This window comes from Pelagimonas sp. KU-00592-HH, assembly GCF_040369695.1.
GTDB lineage: Bacteria > Pseudomonadota > Alphaproteobacteria > Rhodobacterales > Rhodobacteraceae > Shimia.
Genome location: NZ_BAABWM010000002.1, coordinates 157,900 through 179,391, shown reverse-complemented (window position 1 = coordinate 179,391; position 21,492 = coordinate 157,900). Strand labels below are relative to the sequence as shown.

General features: G+C 61.6%; 25 protein-coding genes. 13 read left to right on the top strand and 12 right to left on the bottom strand.

The genetic code is table 11. The features are described 5' to 3' along the window. Positions 1–2 precede the first annotated feature (2 nt). Both ABWV42_RS08040 and ABWV42_RS08035 read left to right on the top strand, forming a co-directional pair. On the top strand, positions 3–749 hold the full coding sequence (locus ABWV42_RS08040; protein ID WP_353339667.1) for an esterase/lipase family protein: 747 nt from the start codon (positions 3–5) through the stop codon (positions 747–749). Then, positions 746–1,876: an alpha-D-ribose 1-methylphosphonate 5-triphosphate diphosphatase gene (locus tag ABWV42_RS08035; protein WP_353339666.1), complete on the top strand. Its 1,131-nt coding sequence runs from the start codon at positions 746–748 to the stop codon at positions 1,874–1,876. The genes ABWV42_RS08040 and ABWV42_RS08035 overlap by 4 nt, the downstream gene beginning before the upstream one ends. Positions 1,877–1,984: 108 nt before the next feature. Here ABWV42_RS08035 and ABWV42_RS08030 read toward each other — a convergent pair whose 3' ends face one another. From ABWV42_RS08030 to ABWV42_RS08020, 3 genes are all read right to left on the bottom strand, one after another. Then, positions 1,985–3,061, bottom strand: coding sequence for a 5-(carboxyamino)imidazole ribonucleotide synthase (locus ABWV42_RS08030; protein WP_353339665.1), 1,077 nt, complete (start codon positions 3,059–3,061; stop codon positions 1,985–1,987). Further along, positions 3,054–3,542, bottom strand: coding sequence for a 5-(carboxyamino)imidazole ribonucleotide mutase (gene purE / locus ABWV42_RS08025; protein ID WP_353339664.1), 489 nt, complete (start codon positions 3,540–3,542; stop codon positions 3,054–3,056). Before purE ends, ABWV42_RS08030 begins: the two co-directional genes overlap by 8 nt. Positions 3,543–3,655: 113 nt before the next feature. Next, positions 3,656–3,880: a YdcH family protein gene (locus tag ABWV42_RS08020; protein WP_255109430.1), complete on the bottom strand. Its 225-nt coding sequence runs from the start codon at positions 3,878–3,880 to the stop codon at positions 3,656–3,658. 162 nt (positions 3,881–4,042) lie between these two features. On the opposite strand from ABWV42_RS08020, the gene ABWV42_RS08015 reads away from it, so the two are divergent. The 3 genes from ABWV42_RS08015 to ABWV42_RS08005 all read left to right on the top strand — a co-directional run bounded on the left by ABWV42_RS08015 (position 4,043) and on the right by ABWV42_RS08005 (position 5,945). Then, positions 4,043–4,456 (top strand): Hsp20 family protein, encoded by a 414-nt coding sequence (locus ABWV42_RS08015; RefSeq protein ID WP_255109428.1) that lies wholly within the window; start codon positions 4,043–4,045, stop codon positions 4,454–4,456. 4 nt (positions 4,457–4,460) lie between these two features. Continuing rightward, positions 4,461–4,691: a DUF1150 family protein gene (locus ABWV42_RS08010; RefSeq protein WP_255109426.1), complete on the top strand. Its 231-nt coding sequence runs from the start codon at positions 4,461–4,463 to the stop codon at positions 4,689–4,691. A 132-nt stretch (positions 4,692–4,823) separates the two neighbouring features. Beyond that, positions 4,824–5,945 (top strand): hypothetical protein, encoded by a 1,122-nt coding sequence (locus ABWV42_RS08005; RefSeq protein ID WP_353339663.1) that lies wholly within the window; start codon positions 4,824–4,826, stop codon positions 5,943–5,945. 33 nt (positions 5,946–5,978) lie between these two features. Here ABWV42_RS08005 and ABWV42_RS08000 read toward each other — a convergent pair whose 3' ends face one another. From ABWV42_RS08000 to trxB, 4 genes are all read right to left on the bottom strand, one after another. After that, entirely contained in the window at positions 5,979–6,815 is an 837-nt protein-coding gene (locus ABWV42_RS08000) for a glycosyltransferase family A protein (RefSeq protein WP_353339662.1), read from the bottom strand. Positions 6,816–6,930: 115 nt separating this feature from the next. Next, positions 6,931–8,997, bottom strand: coding sequence for a bifunctional sulfate adenylyltransferase/adenylylsulfate kinase (locus tag ABWV42_RS07995; protein ID WP_500151994.1), 2,067 nt, complete (start codon positions 8,995–8,997; stop codon positions 6,931–6,933). Between the two features lie 149 nt (positions 8,998–9,146). Continuing rightward, on the bottom strand, positions 9,147–10,826 hold the full coding sequence (locus ABWV42_RS07990) for an adenylate/guanylate cyclase domain-containing protein (RefSeq protein WP_353339660.1): 1,680 nt from the start codon (positions 10,824–10,826) through the stop codon (positions 9,147–9,149). A 118-nt stretch (positions 10,827–10,944) separates the two neighbouring features. Then, the gene (trxB, locus tag ABWV42_RS07985) at positions 10,945–11,886 is read right to left on the bottom strand and encodes a thioredoxin-disulfide reductase (RefSeq protein WP_255109418.1); all 942 of its coding nucleotides are present in this window, start codon (positions 11,884–11,886) and stop codon (positions 10,945–10,947) included. 214 nt (positions 11,887–12,100) lie between these two features. Here trxB and ABWV42_RS07980 point away from each other — a divergent pair, with 214 nt between their 5' ends. Further along, entirely contained in the window at positions 12,101–12,601 is a 501-nt protein-coding gene (locus ABWV42_RS07980) for an Lrp/AsnC family transcriptional regulator (RefSeq protein ID WP_255109416.1), read from the top strand. Between the two features lie 80 nt (positions 12,602–12,681). Here the strand turns inward: ABWV42_RS07980 and ABWV42_RS07975 are convergent, their stop codons facing one another. The 4 genes from ABWV42_RS07975 to lgt all read right to left on the bottom strand — a co-directional run bounded on the left by ABWV42_RS07975 (position 12,682) and on the right by lgt (position 15,667). Next, a complete protein-coding gene (locus ABWV42_RS07975) occupies positions 12,682–12,831 on the bottom strand; it encodes a hypothetical protein (protein WP_255109414.1) in 150 nt (49 codons plus the stop codon). 142 nt (positions 12,832–12,973) lie between these two features. After that, entirely contained in the window at positions 12,974–13,732 is a 759-nt protein-coding gene (gene pgeF, locus ABWV42_RS07970) for a peptidoglycan editing factor PgeF (RefSeq protein WP_353339659.1), read from the bottom strand. Then, the gene (locus tag ABWV42_RS07965) at positions 13,729–14,790 is read right to left on the bottom strand and encodes a class I SAM-dependent methyltransferase (protein ID WP_353339658.1); all 1,062 of its coding nucleotides are present in this window, start codon (positions 14,788–14,790) and stop codon (positions 13,729–13,731) included. The genes pgeF and ABWV42_RS07965 overlap by 4 nt, the downstream gene beginning before the upstream one ends. Then, entirely contained in the window at positions 14,783–15,667 is an 885-nt protein-coding gene (lgt, locus tag ABWV42_RS07960; protein WP_353339657.1) for a prolipoprotein diacylglyceryl transferase, read from the bottom strand. The genes ABWV42_RS07965 and lgt overlap by 8 nt, the downstream gene beginning before the upstream one ends. 95 nt (positions 15,668–15,762) lie before the next feature. Between lgt and ABWV42_RS07955 the strand changes: the two genes are divergently transcribed. From ABWV42_RS07955 to ABWV42_RS07935, 5 genes are all read left to right on the top strand, one after another. Next, complete coding sequence (locus ABWV42_RS07955) at positions 15,763–16,002, top strand: accessory factor UbiK family protein (protein ID WP_255109406.1); 240 nt, start codon at positions 15,763–15,765, stop codon at positions 16,000–16,002. A gap of 373 nt (positions 16,003–16,375) precedes the next feature. After that, positions 16,376–16,876: a type III secretion system chaperone family protein gene (locus ABWV42_RS07950; protein ID WP_255109404.1), complete on the top strand. Its 501-nt coding sequence runs from the start codon at positions 16,376–16,378 to the stop codon at positions 16,874–16,876. A gap of 31 nt (positions 16,877–16,907) precedes the next feature. Beyond that, positions 16,908–17,723 carry a pyrroline-5-carboxylate reductase gene (gene proC, locus ABWV42_RS07945; protein ID WP_353339656.1) on the top strand — a complete coding sequence of 272 codons (816 nt, stop codon included), beginning with the start codon at positions 16,908–16,910 and terminating at the stop codon, positions 17,721–17,723. Next, positions 17,716–18,054 carry a tRNA-binding protein gene (locus tag ABWV42_RS07940; protein WP_353339655.1) on the top strand — a complete coding sequence of 113 codons (339 nt, stop codon included), beginning with the start codon at positions 17,716–17,718 and terminating at the stop codon, positions 18,052–18,054. Before proC ends, ABWV42_RS07940 begins: the two co-directional genes overlap by 8 nt. Then, positions 18,051–19,004 carry a 2-hydroxyacid dehydrogenase gene (locus ABWV42_RS07935; RefSeq protein WP_353339654.1) on the top strand — a complete coding sequence of 318 codons (954 nt, stop codon included), beginning with the start codon at positions 18,051–18,053 and terminating at the stop codon, positions 19,002–19,004. Before ABWV42_RS07940 ends, ABWV42_RS07935 begins: the two co-directional genes overlap by 4 nt. A gap of 6 nt (positions 19,005–19,010) precedes the next feature. Here ABWV42_RS07935 and ABWV42_RS07930 read toward each other — a convergent pair whose 3' ends face one another. Then, positions 19,011–19,604, bottom strand: coding sequence for a thymidine kinase (locus ABWV42_RS07930; protein WP_255109398.1), 594 nt, complete (start codon positions 19,602–19,604; stop codon positions 19,011–19,013). Between the two features lie 379 nt (positions 19,605–19,983). On the opposite strand from ABWV42_RS07930, the gene ABWV42_RS07925 reads away from it, so the two are divergent. Beyond that, a complete protein-coding gene (locus ABWV42_RS07925; protein ID WP_255109396.1) occupies positions 19,984–20,445 on the top strand; it encodes a hypothetical protein in 462 nt (153 codons plus the stop codon). A gap of 2 nt (positions 20,446–20,447) precedes the next feature. Beyond that, the gene (locus tag ABWV42_RS07920; protein WP_255109394.1) at positions 20,448–21,332 is read left to right on the top strand and encodes a helix-turn-helix transcriptional regulator; all 885 of its coding nucleotides are present in this window, start codon (positions 20,448–20,450) and stop codon (positions 21,330–21,332) included. Positions 21,333–21,492 lie beyond the last annotated feature (160 nt).

The window sequence follows — 21,492 nt, the reverse complement described above, 5'->3', positions numbered from 1 at the left end:
CCATGCGAGTTCTAGCCGTTCTTTTGGCCCTGATGCCCCTGCCGGCGATGGCAGACTGCGTGATCCTGTTGCACGGGCTTGCGCGGACGGAAGCGTCTTTCGTGGTGATGGAGGCGGCGCTGAAATCCGAGGGCTATGAGGTGGTGCGTCCGGGCTATGCCTCGACGCGGGCCGAGGTGCAGCAACTGGTGGACCCGCTGTTGCCAGAGGCCATCGAGCGGTGTGGCGAGGGGCGGGTGCATTTCGTGACCCATTCCATGGGCGGTATCCTGACGCGCCTGTGGCTGGCCGAGCACCGGCCGCCGAACCTTGGCCGCGTCGTCATGCTCGGACCGCCCAATCACGGCACCGAACTGGTGGACGAGATGAAATCCTGGGGCGAGGTGATCGAGGGCTGGGACGATGCCTTTCGGTTTTTCAACGGCCCGGCGGGGGTGCAGATGGGCACCGACGGGGTTTCGACGCAGTTGCCCGCGGTGGAATTCGAGCTGGGCGTCGTGGCGGGGAGCCGGTCGCTCAATCCGTTCACGTCGATCCTGATCGAAGGGGCGGATGACGGAAAGGTCTCTGTCGACTCGACAAAGGTTGAAGGCATGACGGATCATATCGTATTGCCCGTTACACATACCTTCATGATGAATTCTCCGCATGTGATCGCGGAAACCGTCTATTTCCTGGCACATGGGCGGTTTCACCACGACATGAGCTTTGGGGATGTTCTCACATTCGGCGAGGAGTTGCCCAAGTGATACTGCGCGGAGCGGACGTGTTGCGGCCCGAGGGGCTTGCCATTGGTGACCTGTGTCTTGCGGACGGGTGTATTGCCGAAGACGGCGACGGGCGCGAGGTTGACCTCAGCGGGTTCCGGGTGTTGCCGGGGCTGGTGGATACGCATGGCGACGGGTTTGAGCGCCACGTGGCGCCGCGGCGCGGGGCGGTGAACAACATCGGCATCGGTTTGGAGAGCGTGGATGCGGAGCTGGCCTGTAACGGGATCACCACGGCCACGCTGGCGCAGTTCTTTTCCTGGGAAGGCGGGATGCGCGGGCCGGATTTCGCAGAGCGGTTCTGTGCGGCGCTGGGTGCGGCAGAAGGGCTTTTGACGGACATGCGGCTGCAGTTGCGGTTTGAGACCCACATGCTGGACCACTATGCGCGTTTCGAGGCTTTGGTGGCAGACAGTGGTGCGGGCTATGTGGTGTTCAATGATCACCTGCCGCATGACGCGCTGGCCAAGGGCAAGAAGCCGCCGCGGCTGACGGGGCAGGCGTTGAAAAGCGGGCGCAGTCCGGAGGCGCATCATGCGCTGTTGCGGGACATGCACGATCGTCGGGGCGAGGTGCCGGAGGCGGTTTCGGCGCTGGCGGCGCGACTGGCGGCTGCGGGTGTCTTGCTGGGAAGTCATGACGACAATACCGCCGAGGGGCGGGAGCAGTGGCGCGGTATGGGTGTTTCGCTGGCCGAGTTTCCGGAAACGCGAGAGGCGGCGGAAGCGGCCCATGCGGCCGGGGATGCGGTGATCCTTGGTGCGCCCAATGTGGTGCGGGGGGGATCGCACAAGGGCAATGTCTCGGCCACTGATTTGCTGCGGGACGGGATCGGGGATGCGATTGCCTCGGACTATCACTATCCGGCGATGCGGCAGGCGGTGGCGCGGCTTGTCGAGGGCGGCGTGGTGCCGTTCGAGACGGCCTGGGGGTTGGTGTCCTCGGGGCCAGCGCGGGTTCTGGGGCTGACAGATCGGGGCGAGATCAGTATCGGCAAGCGTGCCGACCTCGTGGTGATGGAGCCCGAGAGCGGGCGGATTGGCGCGACCTTTGTAGCGGGGCGGGTGAGTTACCTGTCGGGGGCCGTGGCAGAGCGGTTTCTGGGGTAGGTCGGGACGCCTGGCCGTGGCGGGCGCTTAGTTACGCGAAATGCAGACCTCCTTGTGAAGGTCTGCATCTGGTGTTCAGGGGGGACCTGAGCGCAGTCCTAACGGGGGTTACTCGGCCTTGGGCTGGATGCGGTTGACGTGGCCCATCTTGCGGCCAGCCTTGACCTCTTCCTTGCCGTAGAGGTGCAGGGCGCAGTTGCCGTCCTTGAGGAGTTGCGGCACCTGGTCCATGTCGTCGCCGATCAGGTTCAGCATGACCACATCGTTGTGGCGCTGGCCGTCGCCGAGGGGCAGGCCGGTCACGGCGCGGATGTGTTGTTCGAACTGGTCGATGGCACAGCCGTTCTGGGTCCAGTGGCCGGAATTGTGGACGCGCGGGGCGATCTCGTTCACGATCAGGCCCTGTGGTGTCACGAAGAGTTCGACACCCATGACGCCGACGTATTGCAGCTCGTTCAGGATGCGCGCAGCCAGAAGCACGGCGTCCATGCGCTGCGAGGCGGACAGGGTGGCGGGCACGGTGGTGGTGTGCAGGATGCCGTCGCGGTGGACGTTCTCGCCCGGATCAAAGCAGGCCACGTCGCCGGACAAGCCACGGGCGGCAATCACCGACACCTCGTGCGAGAAATCGACGAAGCCTTCGAGGATGGCGGGCGCACCGGCCATGTCGGCAAAGGCCTGTTCGATGTCATCGACGGTCTTGATGCGGGCCTGACCCTTGCCGTCATAGCCGAAGCGGCGGGTCTTGAGGATCGCGGGCATGCCGATGGTGTCGATGGCGGCCTTGAGATCATCCAGCGTGTCGACGGCGGCAAAGGGGGCGGTCTTGAGGCCCAGACCTTGCAGGAATTCCTTTTCGACAAGGCGGTCCTGGCTGACGCGCAGGGCCTCGCGGCCGGGGCGGATCGGCTTGTGGGCCTCGAGCGCGTCAAGCGCGGCGGTGGGGATGTTTTCGAATTCGTAGGTGATGACGTCGACGCTGTCGGCGAAGGCCATAAGGCTCTCGGTATCGTCATAGGGCGCGCGGGTCACGGCGTCAGCGACATGCGAGGCGGGCGGGTTCATGCCCGGTTCAAACACGTGGCATTTGTAGCCTAGGCGCGAGGCGGCAACCGAGAGCATGCGGCCAAGCTGGCCACCGCCGAGAATGCCGATGGTGGCACCGGGGAGAAGGGGATCAGTCATCTTGCGGTTCATCCGGGATCGAAGCGGCGAGGGCATCGCGCCAAGCGTCGAGACGCTCGGCCAGGGCGGGATCTTGCAGGGCGAGGATGCCGGCGGCCATCAGGCCCGCATTCGAGGCACCGGCAGCACCAATTGTCATGGTGGCAACCGGAAAGCCCTTGGGCATCTGGACGATGGAATACAGGCTGTCGACACCGGAAAGGGCGCGGGTCTGGACGGGAACGCCGACCACGGGCACGCGGGTTTTAGACGCCATCATGCCCGGCAGGTGCGCCGCACCGCCGGCACCGGCGATGATGACCTGAAGGCCACGGCCCGCGGCCTCTTTGCCATAGGTCCACAGACGATCGGGGGTGCGGTGGGCCGACACGATCTTTTTCTCGTAGGCAATCCCCAGTTCGTCGAGGATATCTGCCGCAAGTTTCATGGTGGGCCAGTCGGACTGGCTGCCCATGATGATTCCAACCTTGATGTCTGTCATGATGGTCTCCGCCTTAGGAGTGTTGCCTTATAGAGAAAGCTGCGGGTTTCGCAATTGCCGATGACGGGGCGAAAGGCCGCAAAAGAAGGGGGATAGCGCCGTTTTGCGTAGGATCAGGCGATGATGTCGGGGGTCAGGCGATCTTCGATCTTGGCGATGATGTCCTTGAGGCGCAGTTTCTGCTTTTTCAGGCGCTGGATCGTGAGTTGATCGCCGGTGCCGCGTTCGACAAGGGCGTGGATGGCATCGTCGAGATCGCGGTGTTCCTGCTTGAAAACCTCCAGCTCGACCCTCAGCACGTCATCGGTTTTCATCGACAGGTCACGGGGGGCATTCATTGCGGGGGATTCCCTTGCTTATTGGTGGCTAAATCATAGCGATTCGAGTGGGTTGTGCAAAGCCCTTGCAGTTGTCGGCGGGCTTTCCCATATTCAGGGATGACGGGTCGCCGCAACGGGGCCCGCGAAGTAGGACTGTCGCTTGACTGTAAGGACGTGTCGATGACGAAAATGAGCTTGGGTTCTTACCCGCATATGCTGGGTTTCGAGCAACTGGAACGCCTTTTGGAACGCACCGCGAAAACCGGTAACGAAGGCTATCCCCCTTATAATATTGAACAAACGTCGGATTATTCCTACCGCATCACCCTTGCGGTGGCGGGGTTCCGCGAGGAAGATCTTTCGATCACCGTTGAAGATCGCCAGTTGGTGATCCGGGGCCGTCAGACCGATGACGGTGCGGACCGCGTGTTCCTGCACCGTGGAATCGCTGCGCGTCAGTTCCAGCGGTCTTTCGTGCTGGCCGATGGTGTCGACGTGGGGGAGGCCGCGATGGAGAACGGCCTTTTGCACATCGACCTGACCCGGTCACGGCCCGAGACGATCGTTCAGACCATCCAGATCAACAAGGGGTAAGCCGATGCACAGCACTTATGATTTCGGCCCGGAGGTCGAAGACCGCCTTGTCTATGTCCGTGAGGTGGCCGTGGCGGACCTGCCGGAGGACCTTCAGGAACAGGCCGAGGGGGCGGATGTTCTCTATGCGGTTTGCGCTGCGAGTGACGGGGAACGCCTGGCGCTGGTGAAGGAGCGCAAGCTGGCCTTCATCCTTGCGCGCCAGAACGACTATGCGCCGGTGACGGTGCACTGATCCTTTTTGAGGCCCGCACAACACGCGGGCTTCGTTTTATGAAATCACTGTTATTTCAAGGCTGTGACGCGTGTTGACAGCCTGACGTCTCTTTGTATTCTGCATTTCATATTCGACTTTAAGGAGATTGATGTGCGTGCCATTTTATTTGCCCTTCTTGTCCTGTTTCCGGGGGCGAGTTTTGCCGACGCCTATATCCGATGTGTGCAAAACCAACTGACATCTCTTGGATATGATGCCGGTGGGGCATCCGGAAAATTGACCGGTCAGACCAAGGCAGCAGCGGCAGGGTATATTGCCAAGAAAGGCAACGTATTGCCGACCCTGACGCAGCGCACTGCGCTGACATGGTGTCGGGGGCTGGGAGACAAGCATCGCAAATTGCGCAAGCTTCAACCCTCGGCCCAACCCGCAAAGGTGTTCATCGACAAAGATCCGGATGGCAAGCGGGCGGCCCTTTTGGCCAAAGCTCTACATAAATCGCGCAGTTTCTTTGTTGGTAAGTTCAAAATCTATCCCGCGAGCCAGATCGACATTGTGGGTGGGGATAGTCAAAAGGCGATTATTGATAACCTGATCAAGGCGCGAAATGGACGCGGTGACGAGGTGAGGGGGTTGCGCAACGCTCTTCGTGAGCATTGTAGCGACAAAGAGAAGTTCGGAGGCTTCGAGATACGCAACCAGCTTGTCATGTGCTGGCCGGACAGTGATCTCAAGCAAAGTGCCTGGGTGCGTAAAATGAACGAAGTCACGGGGGAAGTGATGGTTCATGAATTTGCCCACCACGTGCAGCGGGAGTTGAGCAACGACAAGAACGCACGCCTTACACGCAATCTGCGCGAACATCCCATGGGGCCGTCCTGGCTTGTCGAAGGGGTTGCTGTGTATGCTGAGTTTCAGTTCTATGCCAGTCGCAATGAAGTGCGTTTATTCAATGCTTCGGTCATGCAGCAGAAATACGATGGCCCCGGGCATTCGCTTTCGAAATTGCACAGTGGAACGCAGATCCGAAAGGCCGAAGATGCCTATACGCTGGCTTATTTTGCGGCGCTGATCCTTGCAGAACGCACGAGCCCAAGGGACCTTTTCAAGTTCTGGGAGTATAGCGGCATGGGGCTGAGCTGGGATGAATCGTTTCGCAGGGCCTATGGTATCGGGTTGCGTGAGTTCGAGAGGGCCTTTGACAAGTCCCTGCGCTCGGACACTGCTGCTCTGCGTGCTTTCATTCGTAGCGGAACGCTGCCGCAAGGATGAGGTGTTGGCACAGCGGCGGAGGCCGCTGTGGCCTCACAACCAGATGCCGTGTTCCTGCTGGAAGTAAAGGCAGCAGGCGCGGTCGGCCTGTTCCCGGTCTGCGCCGTCTATGACGGCCTTGTAGAGCGGGGCCGAGTCATGGGCGGTGGTGCAGTCGGGGCCGCCGCGCAGGTTTGCGGGAACCCAGATCGGAGTGCCGGCCTTGGCCAGCATGCCCGAGAGCCAGATGTCATCCACCGCCCAGTAGACCGGCGGGATGTCGAACACGTCGTCATCAAAGAATTCGGGGCGGACCAGAACGCCGCTGTAGCCCTGGAAGAAGTCCCGGTAGCCGCCGGTCTTGATGGGGCGGAAGTGCGGAGGCTCGGGGCCGAGTTTCTTGAAAAGCCCCATGTGCCAGAGCAGGAGTTCTTTCCAGTAGGACAGGGCGGTGAGCTTGTCGCGAGCAACGGCACGAGGCTGGTGGGCGCGGATCATCCGGCTTTCCACCAGCCAGTTGTTCACCTCGAAGGCGACGGGTGTGATGGCGGCGTCGGGATGGTCAGCGCGGGCATCCAGCAGGCTTTGCGCCCAGTCCGGCGGGTACAGGCGATCATCGTCGCAGAACAGGATTTCACAGTCCTGACCGCGGAATTCGCGGACCGCGTGCAGCACCTTGCTGGCGGGGCCGAAATCTTCGTCGACGCGGCGGATCTCGATGCCATCGGGCACGTCGGGCAGGCGGCCGTCGTAATCGGGGAAACGCCGATAGGTCTTGGGGATGTAGAGCAGGATGTGATCAATCCGGGCCTCTTGCGCGAGGAGGCAGTCCAGTGTCGGGCGGAGGTGATCGAAACGGGGCGGAATGGTGGTGAGGGTAATGACCCGCATATGGGCGCTCCGTTGGAAGGTATTTCGACAGTTATGGCAGGGAAAATGAAGTGATGCCCGAAAAAAGAGAACGCGCCAAATTGGCGCGTTCTACAGGTTGTTTATGCAGCGCGGATTATTGCGCGGCGATCAGGCCCATGCTTTCCAGCTTGAGGATCACCTGGTGGGCGCAGTTGTCCACGTCTGTGCCTTCGGTCTCGATGCGCAGTTCCGGGTTGGCCGGAACGTCATAGGGATCCGAGATACCGGTGAATTCCTTGATCTTGCCTTCGCGCGCCAGCTTGTAGAGGCCTTTGCGGTCGCGGCGTTCACATTCCTCGATGGTGGTTGCAACGTGCACCTCGACGAAGGCACCGAAGGCTTCGATGTCTTCACGTACCGCGCGGCGGGTGGTGGCGTAGGGTGCGATCGGAGCACAGATGGCGATACCGCCGTTCTTGGTGATTTCCGATGCAACATAGCCGATGCGGCGGATGTTGAGGTCGCGGTGCTCTTTCGAGAAGCCGAGTTCCGACGACAGGTTCTTACGAACCAGGTCACCGTCGAGCAGGGTTACCGGACGGCCACCCATTTCCATCAGCTTGACCATGAGGGCGTTGGCGATGGTGGATTTGCCCGAACCGGAGAAACCGGTGAAGAAGACGGTAAAGCCCTGCTGCGAGCGCGGCGGCTTGGTCTTGCGCAGTTCCTTGACCACCTCGGGGAAGGAGAACCACTCGGGGATTTCCAGACCTTCGGCCAGACGGCGGCGCAGTTCGGTGCCCGAGATGTTCAGGATGGTGACGTTGTCACGATCTTCGATCTCGTCGTTGGGTTCGTACTGGGCGCGTTCCTGAACGTAGACCATGTGCTTGAAGTCGACCATTTCGATGCCGATTTCTTCGGCGTTCGCGCGGAACAGGTCCTGTGCGTCGTAGGGGCCGTAGAAATCTTCGCCCTGGCTGTTCTTGCCCGGGCCTGCGTGGTCACGGCCGATGATGATGTGGGTACAGCCGTGGTTCTTACGGATGATACCGTGCCAGACGGCTTCGCGCGGGCCGGCCATACGCATTGCCAGGTTCAGCAGCGACATGGTGGTGGTCGACTGCGGGTACTTGTCGAGAACCGCCTCGTAGCAGCGCACGCGGGTGAAGTGGTCAACGTCGCCCGGTTTGGTCATGCCGACAACGGGGTGGATCAGCAGGTTGGCTTCTGCTTCTTTCGCGGCGCGGAAGGTCAGTTCCTGGTGCGCGCGGTGCAGCGGGTTGCGGGTCTGGAACGCAACGACCTTGCGCCAGCCCAGCTTGCGGAAGTAGGCGCGCAGTTCGTTCGGGGTGTCGCGACGGGCGCGGAAGTCATAGTGCACGGGCTGTTGGATGCCGGTGACCGGGCCGCCGAGGTAGATCTTGCCAGCCTGGTTGTGCAGGTAGTTGACGGCGGGGTGCGCATCGTCGTCGGCACCGAAGACTTTTTCGGCTTCCAGCGACTTGTTGGGTTCCCAGCGGTCGGTGACGGTCATGGTGGCGAGGATCACGCCTTCCTGGTCACGCAGGGCGATGTCCTGGCCGATTTCCAGCGAGGCGGCGAAGTCTTCGGTCACGTCGAGGGTGATCGGCATCGGCCACAGCTGGCCGTCTGCGAGACGCATGTTTTCGACAACGCCGTTGTAGTCTGCTTCCGACAGGAAGCCCTTGAGCGGGTTGAAGCCGCCGTTCATCAGCAGTTCGAGGTCGCAGATCTGGCGCGGGGTCAGGTCGTGGCTGACCAGATCGGCCGCTTCGACCTTGAGTTTCTGGGCGCTCTCGTAGGAGACGTAGAGCTCGGGGATGGGAGCCAGGTTGTTTTGCATTGGATGGGTCCTGTGTTTGATAGGGGCCAGGCCGCTAGCCGTGCCAGTGAGTTCCGCGTGCAAGGCGTTGTATTCCTCGAGTTTGCGGGCAAGGAATTGGTCTGTGAGCCGCACTTTTTCCTTCGCCCCCCGCGAGGTCAGGGAATAGGCGAAACGTTGTCGTTTGTCCGGGCCTGCGCGTTCACTAATGGTGATCAGCCCTGCATCTGCTGTGGTGCGTAAAAGCGCGTTCAGGCGACCAAGCGAAACCCCGAGTGCCGAAGATGTGGCCCGCTGCGAGGCGTCCGGCGCGGTATCAAGCTGGCGCAGGAGGCGGAAGAGCAGGTCTTCTTCTTCAAAATTGGGTTTGGTCATCTGGGACGACATAAGAAACGACTCTAAGTGTGTTCACGCGTGAACGCATCGCATGAAACGGGCCTTGAGGGAAGCACAATCTTGGGTGGTGGGCAGAAAAATGCCGCCGTTGCATTGCTGCAACGCAGCGCGCGCGGCATGCCCGCGTTTCAAGGTTTTTTGCGTATTGCGAGAGCGTCCGGCAGGGTGCTTGCCTGAACAACCGGCAGGGCATCGACCGGGTGGGAGACGCCGCGCAACGTGAGCGCGGTCAGCGTCAGCCCCTCGAGAGGGATATTTGCGGCGCGCAGCAGATCGGCGGAGACCAGGAGTTCGACACCCAGTTCCTTGGTCTGTCCCTCAAGGCGGCTGGCGGTATTGACGGTGTCGCCAATGATGGTGCGCGGGGCGTTGTCGGCGGCGCCGATTTCCCCGAGGACGAGATCGCCGAGGTGGAGGCCGATGCCGATTTTCAGCGGGTCCGCACCTTCGGTGGCGAGCACCTTGTTGAAGGTTTCGAGCGCTGCACCGATGCCCTGTGCCGCGGAAAGGGCGGCCCTGGCCGAGTCTTCGGGGTTGTCCTGTTCGAAGATCGCAAGCAGCCCGTCGCCGAGGTATTTGTCGATGGTGCCGCCTGCGCCGGTGATCGACGGCACGATGGCATCGAAGAAACGGTTCAGAAGGAAGACCACGTCATAGGGCAGTTGACCTGCCGTGCGCGAGGTAAAGCCGCGCATGTCGAGGAAGAGGAGCGCGAGCACCTTTTCTTCGCCAAGGGCGTCGTGGGCGCGTTGACGGTTGCTGTCGGGGCGGAAGACGCGCAGGACGGTGGCCGGGGTTGTCGGGCGAATCTGGCAGGCGAGACGGGCGTTTGGCGGCGCGCTGACGGCGGCGAGCGAGGCCTGTTCCTGGGGGGAGGGCGGATGCAAAAGGTCTGCGCCCTGTTCGACCACAACGCGGCAGGTGGTGCAGCGGCCGCGGCCGCCGCATTGCGCCATATGCGGGATGCCGTTTGCACGTGACATTTCCAGAAGCGTCATGCCGCGTTCGCCGCTGATCTCGGGGCCGTCGATGTAGCTGACCCTTACGGACCGGCGTGCGGTGGCGAACTTGCGGACGCCGAAGGTTGCGGCGGTGAGGCCGAGGATGGCCCAGAGCGTGAGGTCGCCTTTCTGGGTGATGTCGAGCAATCGGGCGAAGGCCTCGGGGGTGGGCCAATTGTAGGTGGCGGCGAGGTCCGCGAAGGTATCGGCGTCGAAGAAGCGGGCGCGTTGCTGACGGCCCTGCACCATGAAACCGGCAAGGGCAAAGGCGGGGATCAGCGTTGCAAGGCCGATCCAGAGCGGCACAAGGCGTTGCCACCAGTCCGTGATACGCAACCACATGTGCAGGCCGATGCAGGCATGGACCCACGTCACCAGAACAAGGATCGCCTGCGTGCGTCCGGACGGGGTGGCCCAGATCAGGCCGGTGACATAGCCCATGCGATCGTTGAGATCGAACAGTTGATGCGCGACACGGGTGTGCACGAAGTGTGTCATCAGCAGGAACGGGATGGCGAGGCCGAGAAGGATTTGCAGGCCTTCGTGCAGCGGCATCTGAAGGGTGCGGCGACGGGCCAGACGGTAGAGGGCGAGGCCGGCGTGTGTCAGCAGGGCGGTATAGAGCAGGAGGCCGCCGGGGCCGGACCGGGTGATCAGCTGACGGGCGTCCTGAAACCGCTCCATGAGATCGAGCGAGAACAGGCCGAGGCCGACGTTGATCAGGTGAAAGAGGACGTAGGCAAACAGCACCAGCCCCGAGGCAATGCGCAGTTTCGCTGTCCAAGTTCCGTGCCAGAGTCTGTTCACGCGCGGCTCCTTTGCTTTGGGAAAGGTGGCCTGTGGCGGCGGTTGGGTCAAGGCGCGGAGGCTGTGCGGGGGTGCACAAAGGTGGCCTGCCGCCAAGGCGACAGGCCGAGGGTCTTGTTTATTCCTGTTCGGCCAGGAAGCGTTCGGCGTCGAGCGCGGCCATGCAGCCCATGCCAGCCGAGGTCACGGCCTGACGGTACTTGTGGTCGGTCAGGTCGCCAGCGGCAAAAACGCCGGGGATCGAGGTCTCGGTGGTGCCGGGCTTGACGGTGACATAGCCGCCGTTGTGCAACTCAAGCACATCCTTGACCAACTCGTTGGCAGGGGCGTGGCCGATGGCGACGAAGACGCCCTTGGCCGGGATGTCGGTGATCTCGCCGGTTTTCACGTTCTTGACCTTGACGCCTTCAACGCCAAGCGGGGTGTCAGTGCCGTAGACTTCGTCGAGTTCATGGAACCAGAGCGGTTCGATTTTCTCGTTCTTGAACAGGCGGTCCTGAAGGATCTTTTCCGCACGCAGTTCATCGCGGCGGTGGATCAGGGTGACCTTGGAGGCAAAGTTGGTGAGGAACAGCGCCTCTTCCACAGCGGTGTTGCCGCCGCCGATGACCACGATTTCCTGACCGCGATAGAAGAAGCCGTCACAGGTGGCGCAGGCAGAAACGCCGAAGCCTTTGAACTTTTCTTCCGACTCAAGGCCCAGCCATTTGGCGCGCGCGCCGGTGCACAGGATCACCGCGTCGGCGGTGTAGATCGTGCCGCTGTCGCCCTTGGCGGTGAAGGGACGTGCGGAGGTGTCGAGTTCGGTGATGATGTCGCCGATGATCTCGCAGCCCATGGCGGCGGCGTGTTCCTGCATTTTGATCATCAGGTCGGGACCCTGGACCTCGGTGAAACCCGGATAGTTCTCGACCTCGGTGGTGGTGGTCAGCTGGCCGCCCGGTTCGATCCCCTGCACGAGGATCGGGTTCAGCATGGCGCGGCTTGCGTAGACGCCCGCGGTATAGCCTGCGGGGCCCGAACCGATGATCAGAACCTTGGTGTGTTTCGTTTCCGCCATGGGGCACCTTTCGAATTGCAGCAAATGTCAGGGACCGGATATAGCCATCGATGGCCCGCGCGAAAACCCCGTGAGGGGGCAAAAGGACGTGTGTTCAAATTCTTGGCATCTGCTGGAAACAGGTGCAATCTTATGTTGCGCTAACGCGAAACAATATTGCGCGTCCTGTATGCGGTGTTATAAGAACCGCAAATTCCACAGGGAAAGACTCAGTATGCCCGGCACCCGGCTTGATCCGATTGACCGCAAAATCCTGGCCGAATTGCAGGCCGATGGTCGTATGACCAACGTTGAACTGGCAAAACGCGTGGGAATTTCGGCTCCGCCTTGCCTGCGCCGTGTGCGCACCCTTGAAGAGGCGGGCTTTATTCGCGGCTATCACGCCGATGTGGACGCGCGCGAACTGGGCTTTGAGGTTCAGGTTTTTGCGATGGTGGGGCTGGTGAGCCAGGCCGAAGCGGACCTGTCGGCCTTTGAAGAGCGCTGCCGCAACTGGTCGCTCGTGCGGGAGTGCCACATGCTGAACGGCGAAGTGGATTTCATCCTGAAATGCGTGGCGCCGGACCTGTCGACCTTCCAGAGCTTCCTGACGGAAGACCTTCTCAAGGCGGACAATGTGGCGAGCGTGAAGACTTCGCTGGTCATTCGCGGTGCCAAGGATGAACCGGGCGTGCCGTTCGACGTACTTGAAGAGCGTCTGAACCGCGAGGCGTGAGCCGCACCTGAAGGTACACATGCAAAGAGGGCCGCGTCGGATGTTCCGCGCGGCCCTCTTTGCGTGTGAAATGCGGCGTTTTACGCGGCTTGTTTTTCTTCGATCAGGTCAAGGCCTTTGCGCTTGGCGATGAATGCGGCGCGACGGGCACCACGGGCCCAAGGCATTGCCGGGACGTCCTGCTTGGCAGCTGCGACGATAGATTGGGTGAAACGTGCATTCTTGCGCATGTGTTTGCTCCTTGGGTTTGTGTTCGATCTGGTGAACACTCTGTTTCCTGCCTTGACCCTAATGTCGCTGCGAATTGGGGCAGGGATGGGGCAGGAAAGGTCAGATTCTAGGAAAATACGCGGAAGATTTTCGGGCAGGGGATCAGAGACGAATGGTCGAGATCAGGCGGCCATAGTCGGCCTCGCCGGCGTGGGTGGCGCGGCGGTACGAGAAGAAGCGGTCGGGATCGGAGTAGGTGCAGTGGCGGGTCCACTCGGCATCGCGCACACCGGCGTTGCGCAGGCGGTGCAGGCCATAGGCGGGCAGGTCGAACATCATCCGGTCGTCCTTGCCGCCGATGAAGAAGCGGCTGTTGTCCACGTCTTCGGCGAGGAAATCGTCGAGGAATTCGGGGCCGACCTCATAGGCGCGCTGGCTGATCGAGGGGCCGATCACGGCGATGGTGTTGCCGCGTTTCGCGCCGATGCTTTCCATCGCGTCGAGCGTGGCTTCGAGCACGCCATCAAGCGCCCCGCGCCATCCGGCGTGGGCGGCGCCGACAACACCGGCCTGCGGGTCGGCAAAGAGGACGGGCTGGCAATCGGCGGTGAGGATGCCAAGGATCACGCCGGGGGTGCGAGTGACCATCGCGTCGGCCCTGGGGCGGTCGCCGGTATGGGGCTCTTCGATCACCACGACATCGGCGGAATGGACCTGATGCACGGTGGCAAGTTGGTCGAGTTGGGTGTCCATCGCCTCGGCCACGCGGGTGCGGTTGATGTGGACGATTTCCGCCTGATCGCTGCTGCCGGTGCCGCAGTTCAGGCCGTGGAACACGCCGGAGGAGGCCCCACCCTTGCGGGTGAAGAAGCCGTGGCGCAGGGGCGCCAATGCGTCGGATGTCAGGATCTCGAGCGTCATGTTTCACATCCCGGCGGTGGTGGTTTGCCCTTGGGAAAGAGGGCGAGGACTTTGAACAGGTTTCCCATTTCATGCGGGTGCGTCAAGCGGCGATGCGCGGCGATGTGTGACTCGAGCGCGGCGTCGCTGAGGCGGGCGGCGAGGGTCTGGGCGCGTTGCGTGATGCCAAGGCGTTCGAGGAAAACCCCCTGTGCGGTCAGGCGGCTATGGGCCGAGGGGGTGGCGTTGGCGAGGGCTTCGAAATCGACGTGGGTGGTGAGGTCGGCCATGCCGGGGCTGTCGAGCGGGTCGACGGGTTCGTGGGCAGAAAGCGCCTGAAGCGTGTCGCCGAGCGAGCGCCAGTCACCGTAGTCGATGATGAGGGCGGTGCCGCCGTTGGCTTCGATTCGGGCACCGATGGCTTGGATGATCGGTGCGGCGGCAGGGCAGAATTCGACGAGATCGCCGTCTTTCGTGTCCTCGAGGCGGTGGAGCAGCGCGGGGTGGGGGGCAGGTTTGCCAAGGCCCCAAGCGAGGGTTTCGTTCTCGGTGCCGACCATGCGTTCGGACCACGCCGGGCCGGTGCGGATGAACTGGCGCACGGGCAGGGCATCGAAGAATTCGTTGGCCACGAAGAACAGCGGCTGATCCTCGGGCAGGGTGGTGAGGCTGTCGTGCCAGGTGGGCGTGTCGCCAAGCAGCGCGCGTTGTTTGTCGCGCAGGGCGGGCGAGGCTTCGATCAGGTGGACCTCTGCGGCCTCGGCAAAGGCGGGAACGGCGCGGGTGGCGCGCAGGATGTCGGCCATCAGGGTGCCACGGCCCGGTCCGGCTTCGGCCAGTGTGAAGGGGGCGGGGCGGCCCTGATCAAGCCACGCCTGGGCCAGACAGAGGCCGATCATCTCGCCAAACATCTGCGAGATTTCGGGGGCGGTGGTGAAATCGCCTTCGGCCCCAAGCGGATCGCGGGTGGCATAGTAGCCGTGGTCGGGGTGCAGGAGGCATTCGGCCATGTAGTCGGAGAGGGACATGGGGCCGGTCTGGGCGATGCGGCCAAGAAGGATGGATTTCAGATCAGCCATTGCGTGCCTTCCGCACGAGCCAGAAGCCGAGGAGGATCATCGGGATCGAGAGGATCTGGCCCATGGTGAGGCCGTAGCCGCCGATATGAAGGGCAAGGCCGAGCGGGTTGCCTTCGGAAATGAACTGGGCGTCGGGCTGGCGGGCGAATTCTACGAGGAAGCGGGCAAGGCCGTAGCCGGCAAAGAAGGTGCCGGCAATGGTGCCGGGGCGCTGGAGGGCCTGACGGCGCCAGGCCAGCCAGATCAGGACGGCGCCAAGGATCAGGCCTTCGAGCAGGGCTTCGTAGAGTTGCGAGGGGTGGCGGGCGCAGATTTCGCCGAGGGCCTGTCCGCAGTCCTGTGCGCCATAGCCGGGGAAGGCCACGGCCCATGGCAGATCGGAGGGACGGCCCCAGAGTTCGGCATTGATGAAGTTGGCGATACGGCCGAGCAGAAGGCCCGCCGGAACGCCAAGGGCCATTGCGTCAGCCAGGGGCAGACGCGCGACAGATTCTTTGCGCGACCATAGCCATGCGGCGATAATGACGCCGAGAAGGCCGCCGTGGAAGGCCATGCCGCCCTGCCAGACCATCGGGATTTCGGCGGGATTCGCGAGGTAGTAGCCGGGTTTATAGAACAGCACATAGCCGAGACGGCCACCGGCGATGACCCCCAGAATGACCCATGTCAGCAGGTCTTCGCACTGGCGCACGGTCATCGGCGCGCCGCGCGGCCCCCAGAGGTGTGAACGGTTCAGCGCCATGACAACCAGCCGCCAGCCGAGCACGATCCCGACGATATAGGCCATCGCGTACCAGCGCAGGGCCAGCTCCATGCCAAAGAGGGAGACCGAGAAAATCTCGGGCGACAGGTCGGGGAAGGGGATCATGGCGCGCATGGCCCCTGTTGGCCATGGGCACGCGACGAAGTCAACCATTGTGCAGCGGCAGAATGCACCCCATATAGAGGCCAACAGAAATGCCGGAGACTCACATGCAGACCCGCAATAAGATCATGGATGATATTTCGCAGCTGATGACCAACGCGATGGGCGTTGCACAGGGCGCGAAGGACGAAGCCGAGAACGCGATGAAATCGCTGATGGACCGCTGGCTGGCGGAACGCGATTTCGTGACCCGCGAGGAATTCGACGCGGTGCGCGCGATGGCCCAGAAGGCCCGCGAAGAAAATGAGGCCCTGAAGGCCCGTCTCGAGGCACTTGAGAACAAGTGATCGGATGAGGGCCGGTGTGCGCCGGCCCGATCCCATGTTTTCGCGCGAAGGCGGGCGGGATTCGCCCGTGGTGCGAAGGACAAAGCGCCCTGTCCTTGGGAAGGGCGCTGTATTTCCCCAAAATTTTCGAAAAACCTTGCTGGCGCGGCGCAGGTCTTCTGCGTCAGGCATGAAACTGTGACTGTTTCTTGTGTCTTCCCAAGTTTAATCCACAACAAATTGCGTTATCCACAAATATTTTGCTTTACAGGTCACCCCTTGGCGCAGCACCATATCTGGTAAGGGGAGGCGGTATGTACCCTTTCCCTAGAGCAGGCACCAATCGCTTGGGGAGCTGCCAATCCTCGGGCGCAACAAAGAAAGAGGTGGCGCCATGGCATTGTCAGAAGATTTCCTTGAGGAAGACATTCACCCGATTGATATCGTCGAGCATATCGCGGAGCATCACGACTGGAGCTTTGACCGGCTTGGGGATGACCAGATTGCCATGGCGGTTGAAGGGCAGTGGCGGACGTATTCGATCACGCTGGCGTGGTCGGACTATGACGAGACCCTGCGGCTTGTGTGTTCCTTCGAGATGGAACCGCCAGAGGGCAGCGAGCCCAAGCTTTACGAGGCGCTGAACGCGGTGAACGACCAGTGCTGGGCCGGGGCCTTTACCTATTGGGCCCAGCAGCAGCTGATGATCTTCCGCTATGGCCTTGTGCTTGCGGGTGGCCAGGTTGCGAGCCCCGATCAGATCGACACGATGATCCGCGTGGCCGTGATGAGCGCCGAGCGTTTCTATCCGGCGTTCCAGCTTGTGGTCTGGGGAGACCGGACCGTTGAAGACGCGATGCAGGTCGCCATTGCAGAGGCCTACGGGCGCGCGTAACACTTCCGCCTGAGACAATCAGGGGGATTTCATGGATATGAGTTTTGTCGCGGAACGGGGACTCGTTCTGCTTGGGTGTGGCAAGATGGGATCGGCCATGCTGGAGGGGTGGCTCAAGGACGGGCTGCCGGCATCCTCGGTCTGGGTGCAGGATCCCTATCCGAGCGACTGGGTTCAGGCGTCGGGTGTGCATGTGAATGTCGATTTGCCCGCACAGCCCGCGATTGTTCTGATTGCCGTCAAACCGCAGATCATGGCCGAGGCGCTGCCGGTGTTGCAGCCGATGGGCAATGGCGAGACGCTTTTCGTGTCGGTCGCGGCGGGGATTGGCATTGCGCATTACGAAGAGGTTCTGGGCGCGGACACACCGGTGATCCGGGCGATGCCGAATACGCCAGCGGCGGTGGGCAAGGGAATCACCGCGATCATCGGCAATACCATGGCGGCCGCGGCGCAGATGGATCTGGCGCAAAGCCTTTTGGAGGCGGTCGGCCAGGTGGTGCGGCTTGAGAGTGAGGGGCAGATGGATGCGGTGACCGGTGTGAGCGGGTCCGGTCCGGCTTATGTGTTCCACATGATCGAAACGCTGGCGGCCGCGGGCGAAGCGCAGGGGCTTGCGCCGGATCTGGCGATGGCGCTGGCAAAGGCGACGGTGGCGGGGGCAGGGGCCTTGGCCGAAAGCGCGGATGAAACCCCGGCGCAGTTGCGCGTGAACGTGACCTCGCCCAACGGGACGACGCAGGCGGGGCTTGAAGTGTTGATGGATGATGGGGCAGGATTGCCGCCATTGATGGTGAAAACCGTGGCCGCGGCTGCGGAGCGAAGTAGAGAGTTGGCCAATGGCTGAGATTGAATTCGACGATTTTCTTAAAGTGGATATTCGCGTCGGCACGGTGGTGCGCGCCGAACCTTACCCCGAGGCGCGCAAACCGGCGATCAAGGTCTGGGTCGATTTCGGCCCCGAGATCGGTGAGCGCAAAAGCTCGGCCCAGATCACGCAGCATTATGATCCCGACGCCCTGATTGGAAAGCAGGTCATGGCGGTAGTGAATTTCCCGCCGCGCCAGATTGGCAAGTTCATGTCGGAAATCCTTGTCCTGGGCTTTCAGGATGAAGAGGGCAATATTGTCTTGGCCGGGCCGGACAAGCCGGTGCCAAACGGGGGGCGGATGCATTGAAACGCCTTTATGTCACACGGCCCCTGCCTGAGCGGGTGATCGAGGTTGCACGCGGCACATGGGATGTGTCGGTGCGCCAGTCGAACCGTCCGCTGAATGACGATGAGTTGCGCCGCTGCCTGCGCGATTTCGATGCGGTCCTGCCGACGCTGGGCGATATGTTCTCGGCTGCGGTGTTTGCCGATGTGCCGGAGCCGCGGTGCAGGGTGCTTGCCAACTTTGGGGTGGGCTATAACCACATCGACGTGGCGGCGGCCAACAAGGCTGGCATCGCGGTGAGCAATACGCCGGGGGCGGTGACCGATGCCACGGCGGATGTGGCGCTGACCCTGATGCTGATTTGCGCGCGGCGTGCCGGAGAAGGCGAGCGGCTGGTGCGATCCGGTCAGTGGGAGGGATGGCATCCCACCCAGATGCTGGGCATGCACATGTCGGGCAAGACCGTGGGGATCGTTGGCATGGGGCGGATCGGACAGGCGATTGCCCAGCGGTGCTATTTCGGGTTCGGGATGAAGGTGAAGTATTTCAACCGCTCGCCCAAGCCGATGGAATTCGATGCGCAGCAGGTCGAGGATCTGGTGGACCTTGCCCACCACGTGGATTTCCTTGTCACGGCTGTTCCGGGTGGGGCGGAGACGCGCAACCTGATCGGGGCGAAGGTGTTCGACGCGATGCACAAGGATGCCTATTTCATCAACATCGCCCGTGGTGACGTTGTGGACGAGCCTGCGCTGATCCATGCCTTGCAGACCAATGCGATCGGTGGCGCGGGTCTTGATGTTTACGCCAAGGAACCCGAGGTGCCCGAGGCCCTGCGTTTGATGGAAAACGTTGTGCTGTTGCCACACCTTGGCACGGCCGCTCTGGAGGTGCGCACCAACATGGGCATGATGGCGGTCGAGAACCTTCTGGCCTTTGCCGACGGACGCCGGATGCCTAATCAGGTATAGGCGGGATCAGTCCGGTTTGGGCAGGTCGCCCATGGCTTCGCGCCAGTGGCGGCGGCACAGCGAGACATAGGTTTCATTGCCGCCGATCTGGACCTGTGCGCCGTCGCGGAGCACGTTTCCGTCTTCGTCCTGTCGCACCACCATCGTGGCCTTTTTTCCGCAGTGGCAGATGGTGCGGACTTCGCGCATTTCATCGGCCAGAGCGAGGAGCGCGGCGGAGCCGGGGAACAGCTTGCCCTGAAAGTCGACGCGCAGGCCATAGCACATGATGGGGACGCGTAGATCGTCGACGGCGCGGGCCAGCTGCCAGACCTGTTCTTCTTCCAGGAATTGCGCTTCGTCTATGAAAACACAGGCAATTTCGCCTTGAGACTGGCGTGCTTCGATCTTTTGGTAGAGGTCTTGGCCGGGCGCGAAGGTATCGGCTTCGGCGCTGATGCCGATGCGCGATGCGATCTTGCCAACCCCCTCGCGATTGTCGAATTGCGCTGTCAGCAGATAGGTGTCCATGCCGCGTTCACGGTAGTTGTGTGACGCTTGCAGTAGCACCGTCGATTTGCCGGCGTTCATGGTGGAATACTGGAAATAGAGCTTGGCCATGGACAGGTTGATAGGCCGGGGGGCGGGAGAGACGCAAGAGGGTTAAAGCAGGTTCTGGCCCCCGGGGGAAAAGGGACCGGAAGCCGCCAGATATGGCCGCTCCGGTTTCGTCGGATTCCCTTAACCGGCCTTCCACGAGACAGGGTCTCTGGGGATGGATGAAAGGCCAAACTTGTTACCAACCGACGAACCGTCTCCGCTGGATGGATGCGCGGAAAGACGTCCCCCAATCCCAATCACTGTTTCCGAGGGGCAGTGACCGGACGTCCCGGTTTGTGACGGAACACTTTACAAATGACATTTTGTTAATAAGCCTTTAAGGGGAAACGAATTGTCTAATTCCCCGAAAGGGGATCACATGTTGTTGGGGGACATGAGTATGGGTGCAGTAGGTTCCTACCTGAAGAAACATTCCGAGGCGCTGGTCAAGGACGTGGGCATTGAAGCGGCCTGTGAACTGACCGGAAAGTCGAAGGCCACCTTAGGACGCTACTATTCGCACAACCCCGAACACTTAGACCGTTTCATGCCCATCGATGCCGTGGCGCACCTGGAAGAGGCAGCGTCGTATCCGCATGTTACGGCGGCATTGGCCGAGTTGAAGGGCATCACCCTGTCTTATGATGACAGGCGCCGCAACAGTGATGATCGCAGCGGCGGTGTGAATGCCGATGTGATCGCGCTGAGCCAGCGGTTCGCGATCCTGATGGCGGAATACAGCCAGTCGATCGAGGACGGCATCATCACCATGAACGAGGCCAAGCGTCTGCTGAAGGAAACCGTGGCGCTGCAACAGGTGCTTTTGGACATGAAGCTGCACCTCGAAGAAGAAACCACCTGAGCATGGCTGGGGGGGAAGCAGGACGACGTCCGCTTGTGGCGGCTGAATCCTATACCCCCGAAATCCTGCGTGATTTCCTGACGGACCTGGAAAACACCCGCCATACGTCTGACGTGTGGCGGTTGATCGTTGAGTTGGGAATCCAGCTTAACCTGCCCTACGTGGATCTGATCTCGGCAAGCAGCTATTCGAACTGGAAGAAAACCCAGTTCATCCGCACGTCCTATGATTCCAGCTGGCTGAATTCGATCAATGCCGATCCCGATCTGGCCAAGTGGTCCTATTTCCGTAGTCACGCCATGCATTTTCTGACTCCCATCGCCGTGGGTGTCGAGTTTGCCGAGGACTATCGTCATATCCCCCATGGGCGCTACAAGGTGTTGCAAGAGGCAGCGCGGCGCGGTCTGAGGTCTGGGTTCTCCATTCCGCTCAGGGTTCATGCGCCGCCACAGGCGGCACTGATCACCTTTTCGGGCAATCATTCGAAGCGCGAGATGGAGCAGATTATCCGTATGCATGGCTGGACCCTGCATGCTGCGGCCCTGTCGGGGCACCAGCGTTACATGACCCACTTTGCAGGCGAGTTTTCCGAGCGCAACAAGATCACCGAGAAGCAGCGCGAGTTGCTGCGGATGATCGGCACGGGGCTTCAGGACAAGGTGATTGCCGAGGAACTTGGGGTTTCAGTGTCCGCGGTGCGGCAGCGGATGAACAATATTCTGAAAAAGACGGGGCTTTCGAACCGGTCTGAGTTGGCGGCGTTGGCGATGAGCATGGGCATTCTGCCCGATCCGCTGTCTCGTCAGGATGAAGCCCAGGCGATCCGGGTCGAGATGGGGTTGCCGGGGCGTTCGGGGGATACGATTCGTATTCGCACAAGAAATTAGGGTGCCTCCTGGGGAGACACCCTGACTTAGGTGAAAAAAGATCTTCTCACGGAAAACCGGACGCATCAAGAATACTACGCCCGATCTACTGCACGGGATGCACAGCAGGGGAAGGTGGTCTGCACCCTTGGATTGATGCGGCCGCGACCAGTCTGGGGAA

Coding starts and splice junctions, on each gene's coding strand:
- ABWV42_RS08040 (WP_353339667.1), top strand. CDS start 3: ATGCGAGTTCTAGCCGTTCTTTTGGCCCTGATGCCCCTGCCGGCGATG.
- ABWV42_RS08030 (WP_353339665.1), bottom strand. CDS start 3,061: ATGACTGATCCCCTTCTCCCCGGTGCCACCATCGGCATTCTCGGCGGT.
- purE (WP_353339664.1), bottom strand. CDS start 3,542: ATGACAGACATCAAGGTTGGAATCATCATGGGCAGCCAGTCCGACTGG.
- ABWV42_RS08020 (WP_255109430.1), bottom strand. CDS start 3,880: ATGAATGCCCCCCGTGACCTGTCGATGAAAACCGATGACGTGCTGAGG.
- ABWV42_RS08015 (WP_255109428.1), top strand. CDS start 4,043: ATGACGAAAATGAGCTTGGGTTCTTACCCGCATATGCTGGGTTTCGAG.
- ABWV42_RS08010 (WP_255109426.1), top strand. CDS start 4,461: ATGCACAGCACTTATGATTTCGGCCCGGAGGTCGAAGACCGCCTTGTC.
- ABWV42_RS08000 (WP_353339662.1), bottom strand. CDS start 6,815: ATGCGGGTCATTACCCTCACCACCATTCCGCCCCGTTTCGATCACCTC.
- ABWV42_RS07995 (WP_500151994.1), bottom strand. CDS start 8,997: ATGACCAAACCCAATTTTGAAGAAGAAGACCTGCTCTTCCGCCTCCTG.
- trxB (WP_255109418.1), bottom strand. CDS start 11,886: ATGGCGGAAACGAAACACACCAAGGTTCTGATCATCGGTTCGGGCCCC.
- ABWV42_RS07980 (WP_255109416.1), top strand. CDS start 12,101: ATGCCCGGCACCCGGCTTGATCCGATTGACCGCAAAATCCTGGCCGAA.
- ABWV42_RS07975 (WP_255109414.1), bottom strand. CDS start 12,831: ATGCGCAAGAATGCACGTTTCACCCAATCTATCGTCGCAGCTGCCAAG.
- pgeF (WP_353339659.1), bottom strand. CDS start 13,732: ATGACGCTCGAGATCCTGACATCCGACGCATTGGCGCCCCTGCGCCAC.
- ABWV42_RS07965 (WP_353339658.1), bottom strand. CDS start 14,790: ATGGCTGATCTGAAATCCATCCTTCTTGGCCGCATCGCCCAGACCGGC.
- lgt (WP_353339657.1), bottom strand. CDS start 15,667: ATGCGCGCCATGATCCCCTTCCCCGACCTGTCGCCCGAGATTTTCTCG.
- ABWV42_RS07955 (WP_255109406.1), top strand. CDS start 15,763: ATGCAGACCCGCAATAAGATCATGGATGATATTTCGCAGCTGATGACC.
- ABWV42_RS07950 (WP_255109404.1), top strand. CDS start 16,376: ATGGCATTGTCAGAAGATTTCCTTGAGGAAGACATTCACCCGATTGAT.
- proC (WP_353339656.1), top strand. CDS start 16,908: ATGGATATGAGTTTTGTCGCGGAACGGGGACTCGTTCTGCTTGGGTGT.
- ABWV42_RS07940 (WP_353339655.1), top strand. CDS start 17,716: ATGGCTGAGATTGAATTCGACGATTTTCTTAAAGTGGATATTCGCGTC.
- ABWV42_RS07930 (WP_255109398.1), bottom strand. CDS start 19,604: ATGGCCAAGCTCTATTTCCAGTATTCCACCATGAACGCCGGCAAATCG.
- ABWV42_RS07925 (WP_255109396.1), top strand. CDS start 19,984: ATGGGTGCAGTAGGTTCCTACCTGAAGAAACATTCCGAGGCGCTGGTC.
- ABWV42_RS07920 (WP_255109394.1), top strand. CDS start 20,448: ATGGCTGGGGGGGAAGCAGGACGACGTCCGCTTGTGGCGGCTGAATCC.